This is a genomic window from Rickettsia felis URRWXCal2, from assembly GCA_000012145.1.
GTDB lineage: Bacteria > Pseudomonadota > Alphaproteobacteria > Rickettsiales > Rickettsiaceae > Rickettsia > Rickettsia felis.
Genome location: CP000053.1, coordinates 1,455,987 through 1,471,868, shown reverse-complemented (window position 1 = coordinate 1,471,868; position 15,882 = coordinate 1,455,987). Strand labels below are relative to the sequence as shown.

Genomic DNA, 15,882 nt, shown 5'->3' with positions numbered 1-15,882 from the left:
TAATTTGAAAAGTTGGCGTCATTGCGAACGACTGTAAGGAGTGCGGCAATCTCAGGACATTAAAACTAGATTGCCACGCAGCCTACGGCTGCTCGCAATGACGCATCTCTCTTTATTTTGCAATGCCTAGTTTTTACTTGACTATTTTTCAATTTCGTTTTATTCTGCTTTTCTTGAGTAATAATAAAATAATATCTTGATTTAAGGTGTCAGCTAATGGCAAAGAAAAATAAAAATGTTTTGGTAAGGCTAGTAAGTACTGCCGGCACAGGTGTTTTTTGGGTAAAAAAACGTAATCCGAAAACCCAAACCGAGAAGCTTTCTTTTCGTAAGTATGATAAAGTAGTTAGAAAACATGTTCTTTTTAAAGAAGAAAAAATAAAATAATTGTAAGTAATATATGGCAGTAAAAATTCGTTTAGCTAGAGGCGGTGCTAAAAAGCGTCCTTTTTACCGTGTAGTAGTAGCTAACGCAACAGCACCTCGTGACGGTGACTTTTTAGAAAAAGTCGGAACTTATAATCCAATGCTTGCTTCAGATAATAGTGAGCGTGTGGTTTTAAAAAAAGATCGTATAGAATATTGGCTTGGCACCGGTGCTAAACCAACCGAGCGAGTCGCAAAATTTATTGAGCAAGCAGGTGTTACTCTTCCTGAGAAAGTTAAAAAGGAAATGGAAGTTAAAGCAAAAAACCGCAAAGTTAGACCAAGTAAAAAGGAAGCTAAAGAAGCTTAATTTATAGTGTATTTTCGTCATTGCGAGGAAAAATTGAAAATTTTGACGAAGCAATCTCGTATCAAAGTCCTGAGATTGCCACGCTCTTTTCAGTCGCTCGCAATGACGATTTTATGTCCATGCAATAACGTTTTTCTTACCAAATTATATACTTTTCTCTATAATCATATTAATATGCCGGATTAGCTCAGTGGTAGAGCAACCGCCTTGTAAGCGGTAGGTCATCAGTTCAAATCCGATATCCGGCACCATCAAAATTTTTCTTGTTATACTTTGAAGCTATTTTTGTATAGATAGCAAATCGTCATTGTGAGTAGGTATTGTTGTATAGATACTGAAGGTTGTCATTGCGAGGAAATTTACAATAGTAAATTGACGAAGCAATCTCAGGAGTTTGTTATTATTTCATGAGATTGCCACGCAGCCTACGGCTGCTCGCAATGACGGATAAACAGGCCCACACAACAATACCACGCAGGAACGACATAAGAGCCATGCAACAAAGCCGTTTTTAACTAAGATTAACATCCTTTAAACTATGATAGTAATCGATAAAACATCTTATAGAGCTGTGGGGTTTGATAAACGTATTAAATTCCTAGTGCTACATTATACACAGTGTGATTTTAAGCAGTCTTTAGATTTTCTAACCGGTGAAAAGTTAAGTAGCCATTATTTAATAAACAATGAAAACCCTGAACATATATTTCAATTAGTAGAAGAGCATGATAGAGCAAGGCATGCCGGAGTAAGTTACTGGCAAGGTCATGAGCGTATTAATGATACATCAATCGGTATTGAAATCGTAAATCCTGCTTTTAAAGTAAATGCAAAAAACAATAATATAACCTGGCTGCCTTATTCAAAGCAACAAATTAACAGTGTCATAAGTTTGTGTAAACAGATTATCGCTAGATATGATATTAAACCTACTAGAGTGGTTGGGCATTCTGACATTGCTCCAGGTAGAAAACAGGACCCTGGTCCGCTATTTCCTTGGAAACTATTATATGATAGCGATATTGGAGCATGGTATGATGAGCAAATTTTTAACAAGCTATTGCCTCAAGTCGACATAACCGATATTAAAGCAATTCAGCAAAAATTTATTACATACGGTTATAAACTTGAAGCTACTGGAATTTTAGATTCTAAAATGAAAGATGTTATAATTTCGTTTCAAATACATTTTCGCCCTAGTAATTTTTCCGGCGATTTGGATGCTGAAACCATAGCAATTTTAGATGCCTTAATATTGAAATATAAATCTGAGTTAAGTAATTAATATGATACAACAAAGTTGATGTCATACTGCAAGCTTGTAAGCTTTATTTCATGGCTCGTTTTATGTCATTCCCGCCTACGCGGGAAGGCATTGTTGCGTGGATACCTAGGTCGTCATTGCGAGGAGCCGTAGGCGACGCGGCAATCCAGAAAAGTAATTAAAAAAATTAATATATAGATACCGCTACAAGCTCGCGGTATAACACATTTATAATATGCTACAATTTATAACTATACCGAATCTTATGGATTATCGAGTTACTTTGAAATTAATGGAAGATTACGTTAACAAAGTAATTAGTGATAATGAGCCGGAAATTGTTTATTTAGTTGAACATTCGGAAGTATATACAGCCGGTACTAATTATAAACAAGAAGAATTATTAAATTACGGTGATATTCCGGTAATTTACACAGGACGTGGCGGTAAATTTACTTTTCATGGACCGGGTCAGCGTGTTATTTATCCAATTCTTAATTTAGCTTCACCAAATCGACACAAAGATTTAAAGCTATATATAAAAATGCTTGAAGAATGGATTATAAATAGCTTAAATTATTTTGGAATTAAAACATATATTATTAAAGATAAAGTAGGAATTTGGGTAAAAGTAAGGAAAGGTGAATTTGCTAAAATTGCTGCAATAGGTGTTAGAGTAAGAAAATGGGTTACATATCACGGTGTAGCTATAAATATTTCAACAGATTTAAGTAAGTTTAGTGGGATTATTCCTTGTGGACTTGAAAATTCTTTAGTAACATCTTTAAATCAGTTAGGAATTCATATTGAAATGTCTGAATTTGATAAAATTATTCAAACTGAATTTAATAAAATATTTAAATGATCAGAAAATTTTTACTCACAATTTTAGCAATTTTTGCTCTTTGGGTCGGTGGTCTTGGTTATTATTTATATTTAATAAATTCTTATAAGCTCAATAGTAATACCACTAATGCAGTAATAGTATTTGCAGGAGGAGGACATAAAATTGAAACCGGTATTGCTTTGCTTAAAGCAGGCTATGCACCTATATTATTTATTACCGGTATAGAATCTACAGAGCAATTAAAAAATTTGTTAAAGGAACGTAATGTTATAGAACAGCAGGTAATACTTGCTCCGAATAAAATAATGTCTGAAGAAGATAATATTAAGAAAGCGGTTGATTTTATTGTAACTTACAATCTTACTTCAATAATTTTAGTAGAGCATAATTATAATATGCCTTTTATGCTAAATAAGCTTGAAAAAGCGATTCCTTCTTCTAATAATATCTATATAGTACCATATCTTGTTTTTTCCAAACAAAAGTATGATGTGTTATTAAAATCCTATCATCGTTATTTAATGAGTATAGTAAACTGATTCCCACTTTGTGCTTCGTTGTTAGCATTGTTGTGCGGATCAATTTTATCTCTGTCATCCCGTGGCCCTTCCACGGGATCCAGTTAAAAATATTAAAATTATTAGTATTTTTTATTGTTTTTATGGACCACGTGGGTTTTATCGGTCCACGCGACAATGTCTTTGTTGTTCGTTGGCTTGCCTATTAGTTACAGACTTCGCTCCTCACGCCCGTCACAAAATGGGTCTATTACTCAAGGTAGAGCTTCTTAGTTGCTTTACTCTTTGCTAGTACAATATTTTAGAACGGCTACGCCAAATAATGCAGAAATTAAAGAGCCTATTATTACTGCAGCTCTCATAGAGTTTGAAGGACAACTACTCTCAAACGTAATACTACCTATAAATAAACTTAGGGTAAATCCAATTCCTCCAAGTATAGATATAGAATAAAATTTTAACCATGAGGTATCACTTGGTAAATTACAGAGTTTAAATTTTACAAATGGATATGAAAATAGCATAATACCTAATTGCTTACCTACAAATAAACCAAATATTATTCCGTAAACTAAAGCAAGGATTGAGTTGGAACAGGTGCCTTTAAATACAAAATATTCTAAAAGGATACCGGAATTCATAAATACAAAAAGCGGTAAAATAAAGTAATTTACAAAAGGACGAGTTAAGTTTTCAAGTTTTTTAAAAGAAGTGTTAAATTCTCCTTTTATATTAACAGGTATAAAAAGTGCTATAATAGCTCCGCATAAAGTACCGTGAATACCTGACTCCACCATACTAATCCATAATAATAAACCTACAATTATATAATAAAATAATTGTTTAACTTGTCGATAATTCAATATAAACAAGATGAATATAATTACAGAGGAAATTAATAATGCCGGAGTATTGATTGTTTTAGTATAAAACAAGGCTAGTATAATTAACGCAAAAGCATCGTCAATTAATGTGAAACCTATAATAAAAGCTTGTAACTCTAAAGATATATGTCGACTGAAAAAAGATAAAATACCAAGGACAAAAGCAGTATCGGTTGCTATAGGAATAGCCCATCCTTTTATTAATCCCGGTTTATCATAATTAAAAAACATGTATATTAAGGCAGGAACTACCACACCTCCAAGGGCTGCCGCCGCAGGTAATATTAGTTTTTTTTATTTTTATATTCACCTTCTACTAGGTGAAATTTCAACTCTAAACCTATTAATAAAAAGAAGAAGGTCATGAGACCGTATTAACCAACTCTATAAAAGTTGTTTGTAAACTTACATTTCCTATTGTTAAAGAAAATTTACTGTAAATAAAAGAAGAATAATATTTTGCTAGGAAAATATTATTGCTGACAATTATTGCTAAAGTAAAAGCAATAATTAATAATATACCGGCAAAAGTACCAGATTTAATTAATTCTCTTAATTGATTATTTATGCCCATGATTTTAATATTAGTTATAACAAGCTCATAATAATAAGTTATTTAAATTCATTAAGAAAGTCAAAAATCTATATAAATTCATAGCAATAATTTATTTTTTAGTGAGATAAAAAGTTGTTTTTATACTTTTATAAACTTGTATAATAAGTGTAAGAAGATATAATTATTAATTACAAAATAAAAATATCTAAGCAATTCTTATGTTAGCAGAACAGCAAACTGAATGGATTATCAGCAATAACCTTGTAAATAAGGGATGGCATATAGATAATGATACTAAAAAGAATGTTTATTTCCAAAAACCAAAATCAAAAACAGAACAGACAAGATTAAACGGAAAAAGACCGGATTATATTTTATATAAAAGCTGCACTGATCTACCTATTGCAATAATAGAAGCAAAAAAATAGGAGTAGATTTAAGGCAGGCTTTAGAGCAAGCCACAAAATATGCAAAACTGCTTGATGTACCTATAGTGTTCGCAATGAATGGAGCTTACTGTGAATCTCGTTTTGTTGCTAATAATAAAGAACTTATATTAAACGGTGAGGAAGTAAAAGAATTATTACGTGAAAAAGAATTATTAGCTTTTTTAGAAGCAAACAGTAATGAAGCTTGGACGATCCCTAAGGAAGTTAAAGTTTCACGAGATGAGTTAATATCAATATTCAAAAACCTAAATAATATTTTAAGAAGTGAAGGACTCAGAGCCGGTATAGAAAGATTTAGCGAATTCGCTAATATATTATTTCTAAAATTGCTTAGTGAGAATAATGAAAAATCTTGATGGAATAGTATTAAAGCACAATCAAACGAAGATATTATCGGTTACATAAACGGCTATGTCATAGAACAAATTAAAAATAAATACGGTGGGGAGGTTTTTACGTCTATTTCTATCGGTAACCCTCAAACGCTTCGGCATATTATCGATGCAATCGACCCTCTCATTTTATCTACAATCGATACGGATATAAAATATGATGCATTTGAGTGTTTCCTAGAAAAAACCTTTTTCATTGAAAATAATTTTGGTGAATATTCTACACCGAGAAATATAATCAAAACAATTATTAACCTAATTGATCTCAAGTTTGGAGAAACTATTTATGATCCTTTTTGTGGTACAGGTGGTTTTTTAACTGAAGCTTTTAATTATATAAAAGAAAATAATATAATTAACACTGAAGAAGATTTAGAAAGGTTAAGGTTTAATACATTATATGGACGAGAGTTAACTAAAACTGCTAGAATAGCAAAGATGAACACTGTTTTACAAGGTTATGATGGACATAGTGAAATCCAGCAAATAGATACCCTAAGAAACCCTTACTATATTAGCTCCAAGACAAGCCAACAATTAAAGTTTGACATAATAGCTACTAATATGCCATTTTCTCAAACTATCACTAAAAAAACTATAAAAAACGGCAAAACTATAACAGAAAATCATATAGCTCCTCTTTATTATAACGGCATCGCCAAAAATAACGGTGATGCTGCTTGTGTTTTGCATTGTCTACAAAATTTAAAAGAAAGTGGTAGAATGGCCTTGGTAGTACCTGAGGGATTTTTGTTTAGGAAAGACACATCTAGCGTCCGTCAATTTTTACTGTCAAAAGCAAAGCTGCAACTCGTTATCTCTCTACCGCAAAGTACTTTTTTACCTTATACAGGAGTAAAAACGTCGATACTTTATTTTACCGATGCACATAAACCAGATAAACAGAAATATTATTGATTTTCTAAATTTGAAGATATGCATAACATATTAGATAATAGAAAAATGGAAAAACTAAGAGTAGATGAGCTATTTTTACTTGATACTAATAATGAAGCTAAATTAAACTCTCTTTGGCAATAATTGATGTACATTAACTACTTAAAAGATTTGATTGGTTTTAAGTCTGTAACTCCTGAGAGTGACGGGGCTATTGAGTATATTGATGATTTGCTTAAACAGCACGGCTTTAAGACCGAAATAAAAATATTCGGCGATTCTAAAAGTGAGCAAGCCACTAACCTTTATGCTGTTTTCGGTAGCAATGAGCCTAATATTTGCTTTGTTGGGCATGTAGATGTAGTGCCGGCAGGTAATCATGAGCTTTGGCATAATGCGAGTCCATTTAAGGCTAGCCACCAAGACGGTAAGATATATGGCAGAGGTGCGGTGGATATGAAAGGGGCGATAGCATGCTTTCTAGCAGCTAGCTTAGATTTTATAAAAAATAATACCGGTTTTAAAGGTTCTATTAGTTTCTTACTTACTAGTGATGAAGAGGGAAAAGCAAAGCATGGTACTAAAGAAATGCTGCAATATATTTATGACCAAGGGCATAAGATGGATTTTGCTATTGTCGGTGAACCCACTTGTGAAAAAGAAATAGGCGACACAATTAAGATCGGCAGAAGAGGAAGTGTTAACTTTAAATTAAATATAGAAGGCTTAAGCGGGCATGTAGCTTATCCTCATAAAGCAAATAATCCGTTGCCCTGCTTAATAAAAATATTGAATGAGTTAACAAATATAAGACTTGATAAAGGGACGGAATTTTTTCAAAGTTCAAATCTTGAAGTGACGAATATCGATGTCGGTAATAATACTTCAAACGTAATTCCGGCAAGTACGGAAGCATCTTTCAATATACGTTTTAATAATTTACATAGTGCAGAAACTTTAGCAAAACAGGTAGAAGAAATTATTAAACGATATTGCAAAGAATATAAAGTAGATTATAAATTAGAATATAGTAGTTCTGCTGATAGTTTTATTCAAAATCCAAACGATAAGATAAAAGATTTTGCTGATATAGTAGAGAGAGTGTTAAAAATAAAGCCCGAATTTTCTACAAGCGGGGGTACGTCGGATGCAAGATTCGTCAAAGATTATTGTCCGTTAGTAGAATTTGGCTTATTATCCGAAACGGCACATAAAATAAACGAATACACAAAAATTAGCGATTTACAAAAATTATATGATGTGTATTATAATTTTTTGATGGAAATACTTTAATGTCATTCCAGCGTGGATACCAAGTCGTCATTGCGAGCAGCCATAGGCTGCGTGGCAATCTTGTCAAATATCCTGAGATTGCTTCGTCAATTACTTTGTAATTTCCTCGCAATGACGGATAAACCCGATCCAAGCAACAATGCTGAGCTAGGAATAACATTACCATATGCGGATGTGATGAAACTGGTAGACATGCAAGATTTAGGTTCTTGTGCCGCGAGGCGTGGGGGTTCAAGTCCCTTCATCCGTACCACTTAAATTCTCTCATAAAAAATAACATAAAATTCCATGCAGCAATTTAGTATTTATCAAACAAGCGATGAATTGCTTCTAAAATCGATATTGCTTCTGATAGAAAAATGCTATCGCTCTGATCTTAAAAGCGTGATATTAACTGCGGATGCGGATCAACAAGAAATGCTCAATAAAAATCTTTGGACTTATTCACGTAAGCAATTTATACCTCACGGAAGTAAACTTGATCCGCAGCCTGAAAAACAGCCGATTTATATTACCGATGAGTTACAAAATCCTAATAATGCTAGTGTGCTTGTTATTATCTCGCCTACGGATATAGGAAAAATTTTACAAGCAAAAGAATATATAAGAGTTTTTAAAAGGATAATTATAATAACCGATTTACCGGAAGATTTAAAAGAATTAACGGCAAAAATAAATAAATTTACCGAGCAGGAAAATAAAATCGATTGTTTTACTCAAAATCTTCGTGGAACGTGGAATAAGGTAGAATAAGCTTAGGTCCTGTGCACTTTTGATTAATGCTTATAATTATGGCTCTTTTTAGCTGCAAATTATCAGATTTTTTTGAAATATGAATAACTATTCCTTCAAAAATCTTATTAATTTTCGCTTAAAAATATCTCATAATTATAAGCATTAATCAAAAGTGCACAGACCTAGAGTCTATCTATAAAGTAATTTTAAAGCTAATTAAATTCTTTTTTGCTACAAATTATAAATTTTTTTTGAAATAGGGTTAGCTATTCCAGCAAAAAACTTATTAATTTTCGCTATAAAATCTCTTTAATTATCAGTTAAAATTACTTTATAGATAGACTCTTATATTCTTTTACGTACAAATAAATATAATCCGATCGTTAAAGCAATAATCAAATTGGAATAACAAGCAAAAATAAAATCTAGATTTTTTGAAGCAAAATTTTGCAATATAAAATGAATTGAAGTAACTAGCAATACTGTTAAGGCAGAAAATAATACCGGCATAAAAGTTGTTTTTTTGCTATAAGGATATCTCAAAAAAACTGCAAGTGCTAAAAAAGGTAATACAAAATTATATAAAGGCCAAATTATTCTTTGATGTGCTTCAGCAATTAATTTAATTTTTTTAGTAATAGCTAAATCATGAGGAGGGGCAAGTAATTCGCTGATATAATATTCGTTTGCTTCTTTATTATGTTTAGTTCTTTGCGATACTAATGGATTATCATTTTGTAGTTTTATCATTAAAGAATCGAAAGTTAACTGAGTTAAATTACCGTTTACGTCATATTCTTGTCTTATGCCTTTATTAAGTTCAAAAATCGGGTTATTATCATATATATTAAGAGTACCTGAACCCGCAAATACTACTGATGGGTTATCAGCGTTGCGATTATCAAATATTATTACGCCGTTCATAATATTTCCTGCTGATTTTTTATCTATAAAAACAGTGATATCTTTCGTTACTTTATTAAAAGTTTTCTCTTCAATCATACTTGAGATATAATTATTCTTTATAAAGTTTAAACGTGATTTTAAGTTTATATGAGATAACGGCAGGATGGTAGAAGATATATAATAAGCAAGTAGCATAACTATTAATGCGGCATATAAAGCAGGCAATGCTAGCTGTACATTATTAACTCCCGAAGCTTGTAATATAATTAATTGTCGCTCGACTTTTAAATTATTATAGATATAGATCACGGCAATAACCGTTATTACCGGTAACAGAATAAATAATAAAGTAGGAAGTACTAGAACTATTAAACTGAAGAAGTCCATAACTTTTATACCTTTATCAAATAAGTATAAAAGTTTTAATATTTGCGTTATCCATACTATACTAGTCACTGAAAAAGTAACAACTATAAGCAGCGGTAAGATATTTTTTATAAAGTATTTTCGGTATAGTAGCATAATGTTTGTTTGGTTTTTTGATGTCATTCATACTGGATTCCCGCCTACGCGGGAATGACATAAATGAGCCATACAACAACGTCATTTTTAGTGAGGAATAGCATCTAATGCTTTTCAAAAACTTTATACTCTAAGTAAATGAAAAATTAGTATACGAAGATCAACTTCAAAAAGAGCAAGGAGTCTATAAGTCGAGGAGCGGAGCGTATAATAATACGTGAGCACCGCAGAACTTATAAGACGACGTAGCCAATTTTTGAAGTTCATCGAGTATAATCACGTTTAAACTGTGCAGTACGTTTAATCGTTCTCATTTAAATCGGACAACAAATTATTTATATTACCAATATGAACTAATTTGCCGCTTCTTGCAGCTTTCATGGCCTTAATTGTTTCATCATTTGGGATAAGCGGTTCAAACGGCAATGCTTTTTCACGAGCAACACGAAATAAAAGCATACGAACAGCATCAGATAAAGTAAGCCCCATAGCAGCAAGCACTAAGGCTGCTTCTTCTTTTACATCTTCGTTAATACGGGCTCGCACAATAGAATCAGCAGACATAAAAATTCTTTTTTCAATAATGTAGCTACATTGTAGCAGTTATATTAAAAACTTTCAAGATTAAAAATCAAGTTTTTATATGTAGTAAGAATTAACTCTCCAACCTTTCTTATTATATTATTTGCAAAGACTCGATAAATTAATTTACCTATCAGTATTGTTATAAATGCAATAGCAATGCCATAAATTATATCACTTGGGTAATGCATGGCAAGGCTTATACGAGATAAAGACACGAGTATGATAACACAAATCATTAAGATTTTTAACGATAATTTAATATAATCCCAAATAAAATATATTACCAAAACGCTAAGAGCCGCGTGGCTGCTTGGAAAGCTTGAAAAGCATCTTTCATTTACAGTATTTATTATAGTCATGAAACTATCAGCAGGAAGACTACAATAAGGGCGAGGGAAATTAACTGAAAATTTAAGAGCGGTAAAAATTAAACCGAATACCCCGTATATTATACCTATTTCAATTAATTTATTATAATTGTGCCAAAATTTATTTTGCCGTTCATTATCATTTTTAATTTTCTTTAATTGAATATAAAAATATATACAGTATAAAATATATATTAAGGCGAAATTAGCGATATTAAAACAAAACGAAATTATTTTTAAAAAATAAGGTATAAATCCGATATTAGTAACTTTATTCAAAAATAAGAATATTTCTTGATTTAAGCCGCAAAAATTATAAAAAACTTCAAACATCATTTTAAATATTTATGTTACAAGTAACAATACTTGGGTGTGGAGCATCTCTCGGCGTACCGGTGATCGGGTGCGATTGCAGTATATGCTTATCGAATTCAAAGTACAATAAAAGAACTAGATCGGCAATATATATTAAAGATGAAAATAGTCAAATATTAGTTGATTTCGGTTTTGATATTAGAAATCAACTATTACGAGAAAAGATAAATAAGCTCGATTGTGCTATATTAACACATTATCATTCCGATCACGTTAACGGCATCGATGATTTACGGGTATTTACTTTTATGCAAGGTAAGCCATTTGAAATCTATACAGATCACGATAGTACGGCAAAGCTCCATACAAAATTTGATTATCTATTTGATAATAAGTTATTTAAACTTGGGCGGTTGTTCACAACTCAATCTGTTAGTTTTTTTGATAAAATTAAAATTAATACTATTGAGATACAATTTTTTAGACAACATCATGGTCCTATAGATAGTTTAGGTTTACGTATAGGTGATTTTGTTTATTCGCCCGATGTAATCGATTTTCCGCCTGAATCGGAAAAATTTTTAAAGGATATAAAAATATGGATTTTAGATTGTATGGATTATAAATCAAATCCGAATCATGCAGGGCTTGATAAAGTTCTAGAATGGCGTGAAAAATATAAACCTGAGCAGATATTATTAACCAATATGAGACATACGATAGATTATCATGAGATTACGAAAATGCTTCCAAATAATGTTAAGCCGCTTTATGACGGTTATAAATTTACGGTTTAGTTTATGATTATTTTAGAAAAAGTTTGTAAGCGTTACGGCAAAAATTACGCAATTAAGAATATTGATTTAGATTTTACTACTAAAGAAACTACTGTAATAATTGGACCTTCGGGAAGTGGAAAAACTACTCTGCTTAGAATTTTAAATAATTTAGAAGAACCAAGTAGCGGTACTTTTTTGGTAGACGGGAAGAAGCTATTATCTAAAGATAGAAGAAAGCTTTGTTTAAAAGTCGGTATGGTTTTTCAAAATTTTAATCTCTTTCTGCATTTAACGGTAGGAGAAAACCTAATTTATACACCGGTAAATGTATTAAATTTGCCAAAGGAACAAGCAATTTCTATGGCAAAGGAATTACTTGCAAAATTTAAGCTAACGCAAAAATTTGACTCATATCCGGCAAGTCTATCAGGAGGACAGAAACAACGCACCGCAATAGCAAGAGCTTTGATGATGAAACCGGAAATTTTGTTATTCGATGAACCGACTTCGGCACTCGATCCCGAAAATATTAAAGATGTTATAGAGAATATAAATTTATTAAAAGATCAAATGAGTATGGTAGTAGTCACGCATCATTTGAAGTTTGCAAAATTAATAGCGGATCGTGTTATTTTTATGGATCAAGGGCAGATTTTGACAAATCAGTCTGCTAAGGAGTTTTTTAATAAACCGGCATCGCATCGAGCTAGGTTGTTTTTAGAGAATATCGGTGATTTAATGTAATATTCTTGATAAATATAAAATTGCAAATTATAATTAGTATTTAATTTAGTATTAATTATAGGTCTAATAATGGAACATATTTATGCAAATCTAACAGTTAGTATCTCTGAATTTAAAAAAAGTCCTACCGCATTATTAGATAAGGCAAGCGGTGAGCCTGTTGCCTTATTAAATCATAATAAACCGACTGCTTATTTAATTTCCGCTGAATTATATGCAAGAATCATTGAAGCTTTAGATGATAATTATTTATTAGAGCTTTCTAAAACTAGATTAAAAGATAAAAAGGAAGCAGTCAAGGTTGATATAAATGACTTATAGTCTAGGCTGTGTGAAGGAAAATTAATTGAATGTATTTTTGCTCTTTTTGGCTGCAAATTATAAGATTTTCTTGAAATAGGAATAACTATTACTGCAAAAATCTTATTAATTTTCGCTCAAAAACATCTAAAAATACAAATAATTTAATTTTCCTTCACACAGCCTAGAATTTATTCCTATTGCCAAAAAAGAATGAGATAAGTTAGGCTCTACAATAAAAGAGCAATTTAAAAAGAAGTTATCAGAGAGACTTGAATCACCCCATGTACCTAAAGATGCAGTAAACGGTGGAAATAACTTATATAAAATAAAGTTGAGGTCAGTCGGTTACCGACTAGTGTATGAAGTAGATGATAAGCGTATAATAGTACTTGTACTTGCTATTGGAAAAAGAAATCGGAATGAAGTGTATAACAAATTATTTTCTCGTATTTAATTTCTTAGTATCATATATGTAAATGAACATAATATCGCCATATGAATAAAAAGCTTATCTTATTTTTTAGTATAATATCATTATTGTTATGTTCTACAGTCTTTGCACAGACACGAGTAGAATTACCACAAAAACTAAAAAGTTTTATTAAAAAGCTTGAATTGCAAAAAGACGAATTACAAGGAGGAGCAATTGCAATTTTATACAAAGGTGAAGTTATCTATAAAACAACGTTTGGAAATCAGAAAGGTAATAAAGGAGCTATTACCGACAAAACTTTATTTCCGTTAGCATCGGTTTCAAAAGCTGTTTCAGCAACGGCAATTGCATTAATGGTAGATCAAGGAAGTTTAGATTTTGATGAAAAATTCAAATTACCATACTTAAAAAATACTATTAGTCTTAATAATATTTTAAGCCATACCACAGGTTATCAATTCTCAGGAAATATTGAAATTGAGCAAGGAATGAGTCGCTCAAAGCTTTTAATGCTGCTGCAAAAACAACAAGCTAGTTGTAAACCAGGGCAATGTTATAAATATAGTAATATCGTTTTCAGTTTACTTGAAGAAGCTTTAAATTGTAAAAAATCAAGTTTAAATGCTGCAATAGATAATTTGCGTACAACGCTTAAAACGCAAGATATACAAATATTACCGCTAGAGCCGAATATACAACTTGCTTATCCGCATTCTAAATCAATAATAGACGGACAAGAGGTAATAACATTACTGCTGTTTCCGCCTTACTACCCAAAGACGGTACCTGCATCTGCCGGTATTTTTGCATCGATAGATGGAATGATTGAAATATTCAAACTTAGTTTTGGTTATAAACCTAATCTTATTTCTAAAAGTACTTTAGATCGTTTGTATAAAATAGTAAAATCAAACAAAGATGTTTTTGGATTTAAATGGCAACCGATTTGGCCTATTGATCAAAAAATGATTGAGTCATATTACGCTCTTGGATGGCGTATTCTTAAAGTAAAAGGACGCTCAAATAAGGATTTAATTTTTCACTCAGGCTATATTAACGGTATTAATTCTTTTATTGGTTTTATACCCTCAGAAGAACTTGGAATTATTATTCTAGTGAACCAAGAAGGTAGTTTTCCACTTAAAAATGGGCTGGGACTTTGGTTTGATTATATAGGTTAAAAAAATTATATTATATGAATAAAAAACTTATAAAACTTATTTTTATAATTTTCAGCACCGTAATTGTAACCGGTTTGTTATACAAATATATCAATCAGCATTATCCAAAATTTTTCAAAGAGCCACAAAATATAGGGAGTTTTTGTGCGTCGTTATTAATATTATTTAGTATAATTTACAGTACTATTAGCCAAAATGAAGTGCGTAAATTTTGTTTGCAATTAGCAATGTGGGCAGCAATTTTTTTAGTTATAATAACCGGTTATGCTTTTAGGTTTGAGCTGAACTATGCTTATCATAGGGTAATGTCTGCTTTAATTCCATCATATAAATGGTCTACTGAAGTCGGAGAAATTATTATAGCTCGTAGCGGGGACGGGCATTTCTATATCAATGCTTTTGTAAATAACGTTAAAATAAAATTTATGGTAGATACCGGTGCAAGCGATATAGCTTTAACTAAAGAAGATGCCCAAAAAATAGGCTTTGACTTAACTAAATTAAAATATACTAGAACTTATCTAACAGCTAACGGCAAAAATAAAGCCGCCCCTATAACCTTAAATAGTGTAGTAATCGGTACGGAATTTAAGAACATCAAAGGACATGTAGGTCTAGGTGACCTTGATATTTCACTACTCGGTATGTCGATACTTGAGCGTTTTAAAGGTTTCAGAATTGATAAGGATTTATTGATTTTGAATTATTAGACTTCATCGTCATTGCGAGGAAAAATTGAAAATTTTGACGAAGCAATCTCAGGATTTTGGCACGAGATTGCCACGCAGCCTATGGTTGCTCGCAATAATGATTTTAAACCATAAAAACGCCGTATTAAAACGGCATTTTGAAACCAGGCGGTAAGCTCATACCGTTTAAAGCTCCTGATAAAGAATTTTGAGAATCTTCATCACATTTTTGTTTAGCATCGTTAAAAGCAACTTTAATTAAATCCTCAAGCATTTCTTTTTCTTCTGGTTTTAATAAAGATTCATCAATTGTAATCTTTTCAACTTCACCTTTACCTGTTGCAATAACCTCAACGAGTCCGCCGCCGGCTTTACCGGTATATCTTGCATTTGCCATTTGCTCTTGAGCTTCTTGCATTTTCTTTTGCATTGATTGGGCTTGCTTTAAAAACTGATTAAAATTTACCATAATTCTATCCTTTAATT

The 15,882-nt window shown here is 31.5% G+C and carries 20 protein-coding genes, 2 tRNA genes and 2 pseudogenes; 18 read left to right on the top strand and 6 right to left on the bottom strand.

Annotation, left to right across the window (positions count from 1 at the left end):
• The first annotated feature begins 216 nt into the window (after nucleotides 1-216).
• The 6 genes from rpmG to RF_RS07310 all read left to right on the top strand — a co-directional run bounded on the left by rpmG (nucleotide 217) and on the right by RF_RS07310 (nucleotide 3,386).
• On the top strand, nucleotides 217-387 hold the full coding sequence (gene rpmG, locus RF_RS07335) for a 50S ribosomal protein L33 (RefSeq protein ID WP_004997072.1): 171 nt from the start codon (nucleotides 217-219) through the stop codon (nucleotides 385-387).
• Between the two features lie 13 nt (nucleotides 388-400).
• Complete coding sequence (gene rpsP / locus RF_RS07330; RefSeq protein WP_011271685.1) at nucleotides 401-736, top strand: 30S ribosomal protein S16; 336 nt, start codon at nucleotides 401-403, stop codon at nucleotides 734-736.
• 176 nt (nucleotides 737-912) lie between these two features.
• Nucleotides 913-987: transfer RNA gene (locus tag RF_RS07325), tRNA-Thr, on the top strand.
• Between the two features lie 287 nt (nucleotides 988-1,274).
• On the top strand, nucleotides 1,275-2,021 hold the full coding sequence (locus RF_RS07320) for an N-acetylmuramoyl-L-alanine amidase (RefSeq protein ID WP_011271684.1): 747 nt from the start codon (nucleotides 1,275-1,277) through the stop codon (nucleotides 2,019-2,021).
• 214 nt (nucleotides 2,022-2,235) lie between these two features.
• Nucleotides 2,236-2,865 (top strand): lipoyl(octanoyl) transferase LipB, encoded by a 630-nt coding sequence (gene lipB, locus RF_RS07315; protein ID WP_011271683.1) that lies wholly within the window; start codon nucleotides 2,236-2,238, stop codon nucleotides 2,863-2,865.
• A complete protein-coding gene (locus RF_RS07310; RefSeq protein WP_011271682.1) occupies nucleotides 2,862-3,386 on the top strand; it encodes a YdcF family protein in 525 nt (174 codons plus the stop codon). Before lipB ends, RF_RS07310 begins: the two co-directional genes overlap by 4 nt.
• 257 nt (nucleotides 3,387-3,643) lie before the next feature.
• Here RF_RS07310 and nhaA read toward each other — a convergent pair.
• Both nhaA and RF_RS07300 read right to left on the bottom strand, forming a co-directional pair.
• Nucleotides 3,644-4,614 (bottom strand): annotated as a pseudogene (nhaA, locus tag RF_RS07305) (Na+/H+ antiporter NhaA).
• A complete protein-coding gene (locus RF_RS07300) occupies nucleotides 4,611-4,823 on the bottom strand; it encodes a Na+/H+ antiporter NhaA (protein ID WP_011271680.1) in 213 nt (70 codons plus the stop codon). Before RF_RS07300 ends, nhaA begins: the two are co-directional and overlap by 4 nt.
• A 200-nt stretch (nucleotides 4,824-5,023) precedes the next feature.
• On the opposite strand from RF_RS07300, the gene RF_RS10730 reads away from it, so the two are divergent.
• From RF_RS10730 to RF_RS07270, 6 genes are all read left to right on the top strand, one after another.
• Nucleotides 5,024-5,233 carry a hypothetical protein gene (locus tag RF_RS10730; RefSeq protein WP_011271679.1) on the top strand — a complete coding sequence of 70 codons (210 nt, stop codon included), beginning with the start codon at nucleotides 5,024-5,026 and terminating at the stop codon, nucleotides 5,231-5,233.
• Nucleotides 5,234-5,307: 74 nt separating this feature from the next.
• Nucleotides 5,308-5,610, top strand: coding sequence for a restriction endonuclease subunit M (locus tag RF_RS11745; protein ID WP_156110778.1), 303 nt, complete (start codon nucleotides 5,308-5,310; stop codon nucleotides 5,608-5,610).
• 9 nt (nucleotides 5,611-5,619) lie between these two features.
• Nucleotides 5,620-6,564 carry an N-6 DNA methylase gene (locus tag RF_RS10720; protein ID WP_318248862.1) on the top strand — a complete coding sequence of 315 codons (945 nt, stop codon included), beginning with the start codon at nucleotides 5,620-5,622 and terminating at the stop codon, nucleotides 6,562-6,564.
• A 126-nt stretch (nucleotides 6,565-6,690) separates the two neighbouring features.
• Nucleotides 6,691-7,836: a succinyl-diaminopimelate desuccinylase gene (gene dapE / locus RF_RS07280; RefSeq protein ID WP_011271676.1), complete on the top strand. Its 1,146-nt coding sequence runs from the start codon at nucleotides 6,691-6,693 to the stop codon at nucleotides 7,834-7,836.
• Between the two features lie 168 nt (nucleotides 7,837-8,004).
• Nucleotides 8,005-8,089, top strand: a tRNA-Leu gene (locus tag RF_RS07275).
• A gap of 35 nt (nucleotides 8,090-8,124) precedes the next feature.
• On the top strand, nucleotides 8,125-8,589 hold the full coding sequence (locus RF_RS07270; protein WP_011271675.1) for a DNA polymerase III subunit chi: 465 nt from the start codon (nucleotides 8,125-8,127) through the stop codon (nucleotides 8,587-8,589).
• A 327-nt stretch (nucleotides 8,590-8,916) separates the two neighbouring features.
• On the opposite strand, the gene RF_RS07265 is transcribed toward RF_RS07270, so the two are convergent.
• The 3 genes from RF_RS07265 to RF_RS07255 form a co-directional block, all read right to left on the bottom strand.
• A complete protein-coding gene (locus tag RF_RS07265; protein WP_041405328.1) occupies nucleotides 8,917-9,999 on the bottom strand; it encodes an LptF/LptG family permease in 1,083 nt (360 codons plus the stop codon).
• Nucleotides 10,000-10,299: 300 nt separating this feature from the next.
• Nucleotides 10,300-10,563, bottom strand: a complete 264-nt coding sequence (locus RF_RS07260; protein WP_011271673.1) for a type II toxin-antitoxin system RelB/DinJ family antitoxin — start codon at nucleotides 10,561-10,563, stop codon at nucleotides 10,300-10,302.
• Nucleotides 10,564-10,607: 44 nt separating this feature from the next.
• Nucleotides 10,608-11,285: a phosphatase PAP2 family protein gene (locus tag RF_RS07255; protein ID WP_045820730.1), complete on the bottom strand. Its 678-nt coding sequence runs from the start codon at nucleotides 11,283-11,285 to the stop codon at nucleotides 10,608-10,610.
• Between the two features lie 14 nt (nucleotides 11,286-11,299).
• On the opposite strand from RF_RS07255, the gene RF_RS07250 reads away from it, so the two are divergent.
• The 6 genes and pseudogenes from RF_RS07250 to RF_RS07220 all read left to right on the top strand — a co-directional run bounded on the left by RF_RS07250 (nucleotide 11,300) and on the right by RF_RS07220 (nucleotide 15,417).
• Entirely contained in the window at nucleotides 11,300-12,064 is a 765-nt protein-coding gene (locus RF_RS07250) for an MBL fold metallo-hydrolase (RefSeq protein ID WP_011271671.1), read from the top strand.
• Between the two features lie 3 nt (nucleotides 12,065-12,067).
• Nucleotides 12,068-12,790, top strand: coding sequence for an amino acid ABC transporter ATP-binding protein (locus tag RF_RS07245; protein ID WP_011271670.1), 723 nt, complete (start codon nucleotides 12,068-12,070; stop codon nucleotides 12,788-12,790).
• Between the two features lie 69 nt (nucleotides 12,791-12,859).
• Complete coding sequence (locus tag RF_RS07240) at nucleotides 12,860-13,111, top strand: type II toxin-antitoxin system Phd/YefM family antitoxin (protein ID WP_011271669.1); 252 nt, start codon at nucleotides 12,860-12,862, stop codon at nucleotides 13,109-13,111.
• A 211-nt stretch (nucleotides 13,112-13,322) separates the two neighbouring features.
• Nucleotides 13,323-13,547: pseudogene (locus RF_RS09455) on the top strand (type II toxin-antitoxin system RelE family toxin); the annotation flags it as partial.
• A gap of 41 nt (nucleotides 13,548-13,588) precedes the next feature.
• Nucleotides 13,589-14,707, top strand: coding sequence for a serine hydrolase domain-containing protein (locus RF_RS09450; protein ID WP_011271667.1), 1,119 nt, complete (start codon nucleotides 13,589-13,591; stop codon nucleotides 14,705-14,707).
• A gap of 14 nt (nucleotides 14,708-14,721) precedes the next feature.
• Nucleotides 14,722-15,417 carry an aspartic protease APRc gene (locus RF_RS07220; RefSeq protein ID WP_011271666.1) on the top strand — a complete coding sequence of 232 codons (696 nt, stop codon included), beginning with the start codon at nucleotides 14,722-14,724 and terminating at the stop codon, nucleotides 15,415-15,417.
• Between the two features lie 124 nt (nucleotides 15,418-15,541).
• Here RF_RS07220 and RF_RS07215 read toward each other — a convergent pair whose 3' ends face one another.
• Nucleotides 15,542-15,865: a YbaB/EbfC family nucleoid-associated protein gene (locus RF_RS07215; protein WP_011271665.1), complete on the bottom strand. Its 324-nt coding sequence runs from the start codon at nucleotides 15,863-15,865 to the stop codon at nucleotides 15,542-15,544.
• Nucleotides 15,866-15,882: the final 17 nt, after the last annotated feature.

What these genes read in the sequence shown, in the direction of transcription:
- rpmG (WP_004997072.1), top strand. Translation starts at nt 217, where the DNA reads ATGGCAAAGAAAAATAAAAATGTTTTGGTAAGGCTAGTAAGTACTGCC.
- rpsP (WP_011271685.1), top strand. Translation starts at nt 401, where the DNA reads ATGGCAGTAAAAATTCGTTTAGCTAGAGGCGGTGCTAAAAAGCGTCCT.
- RF_RS07320 (WP_011271684.1), top strand. Translation starts at nt 1,275, where the DNA reads ATGATAGTAATCGATAAAACATCTTATAGAGCTGTGGGGTTTGATAAA.
- lipB (WP_011271683.1), top strand. Translation starts at nt 2,236, where the DNA reads ATGCTACAATTTATAACTATACCGAATCTTATGGATTATCGAGTTACT.
- RF_RS07310 (WP_011271682.1), top strand. Translation starts at nt 2,862, where the DNA reads ATGATCAGAAAATTTTTACTCACAATTTTAGCAATTTTTGCTCTTTGG.
- RF_RS07300 (WP_011271680.1), bottom strand. Translation starts at nt 4,823, where the DNA reads ATGGGCATAAATAATCAATTAAGAGAATTAATTAAATCTGGTACTTTT.
- RF_RS10730 (WP_011271679.1), top strand. Translation starts at nt 5,024, where the DNA reads ATGTTAGCAGAACAGCAAACTGAATGGATTATCAGCAATAACCTTGTA.
- RF_RS11745 (WP_156110778.1), top strand. Translation starts at nt 5,308, where the DNA reads ATGAATGGAGCTTACTGTGAATCTCGTTTTGTTGCTAATAATAAAGAA.
- dapE (WP_011271676.1), top strand. Translation starts at nt 6,691, where the DNA reads ATGTACATTAACTACTTAAAAGATTTGATTGGTTTTAAGTCTGTAACT.
- RF_RS07270 (WP_011271675.1), top strand. Translation starts at nt 8,125, where the DNA reads ATGCAGCAATTTAGTATTTATCAAACAAGCGATGAATTGCTTCTAAAA.
- RF_RS07265 (WP_041405328.1), bottom strand. Translation starts at nt 9,999, where the DNA reads ATGCTACTATACCGAAAATACTTTATAAAAAATATCTTACCGCTGCTT.
- RF_RS07260 (WP_011271673.1), bottom strand. Translation starts at nt 10,563, where the DNA reads ATGTCTGCTGATTCTATTGTGCGAGCCCGTATTAACGAAGATGTAAAA.
- RF_RS07255 (WP_045820730.1), bottom strand. Translation starts at nt 11,285, where the DNA reads ATGTTTGAAGTTTTTTATAATTTTTGCGGCTTAAATCAAGAAATATTC.
- RF_RS07250 (WP_011271671.1), top strand. Translation starts at nt 11,300, where the DNA reads ATGTTACAAGTAACAATACTTGGGTGTGGAGCATCTCTCGGCGTACCG.
- RF_RS07245 (WP_011271670.1), top strand. Translation starts at nt 12,068, where the DNA reads ATGATTATTTTAGAAAAAGTTTGTAAGCGTTACGGCAAAAATTACGCA.
- RF_RS07240 (WP_011271669.1), top strand. Translation starts at nt 12,860, where the DNA reads ATGGAACATATTTATGCAAATCTAACAGTTAGTATCTCTGAATTTAAA.
- RF_RS09450 (WP_011271667.1), top strand. Translation starts at nt 13,589, where the DNA reads ATGAATAAAAAGCTTATCTTATTTTTTAGTATAATATCATTATTGTTA.
- RF_RS07220 (WP_011271666.1), top strand. Translation starts at nt 14,722, where the DNA reads ATGAATAAAAAACTTATAAAACTTATTTTTATAATTTTCAGCACCGTA.
- RF_RS07215 (WP_011271665.1), bottom strand. Translation starts at nt 15,865, where the DNA reads ATGGTAAATTTTAATCAGTTTTTAAAGCAAGCCCAATCAATGCAAAAG.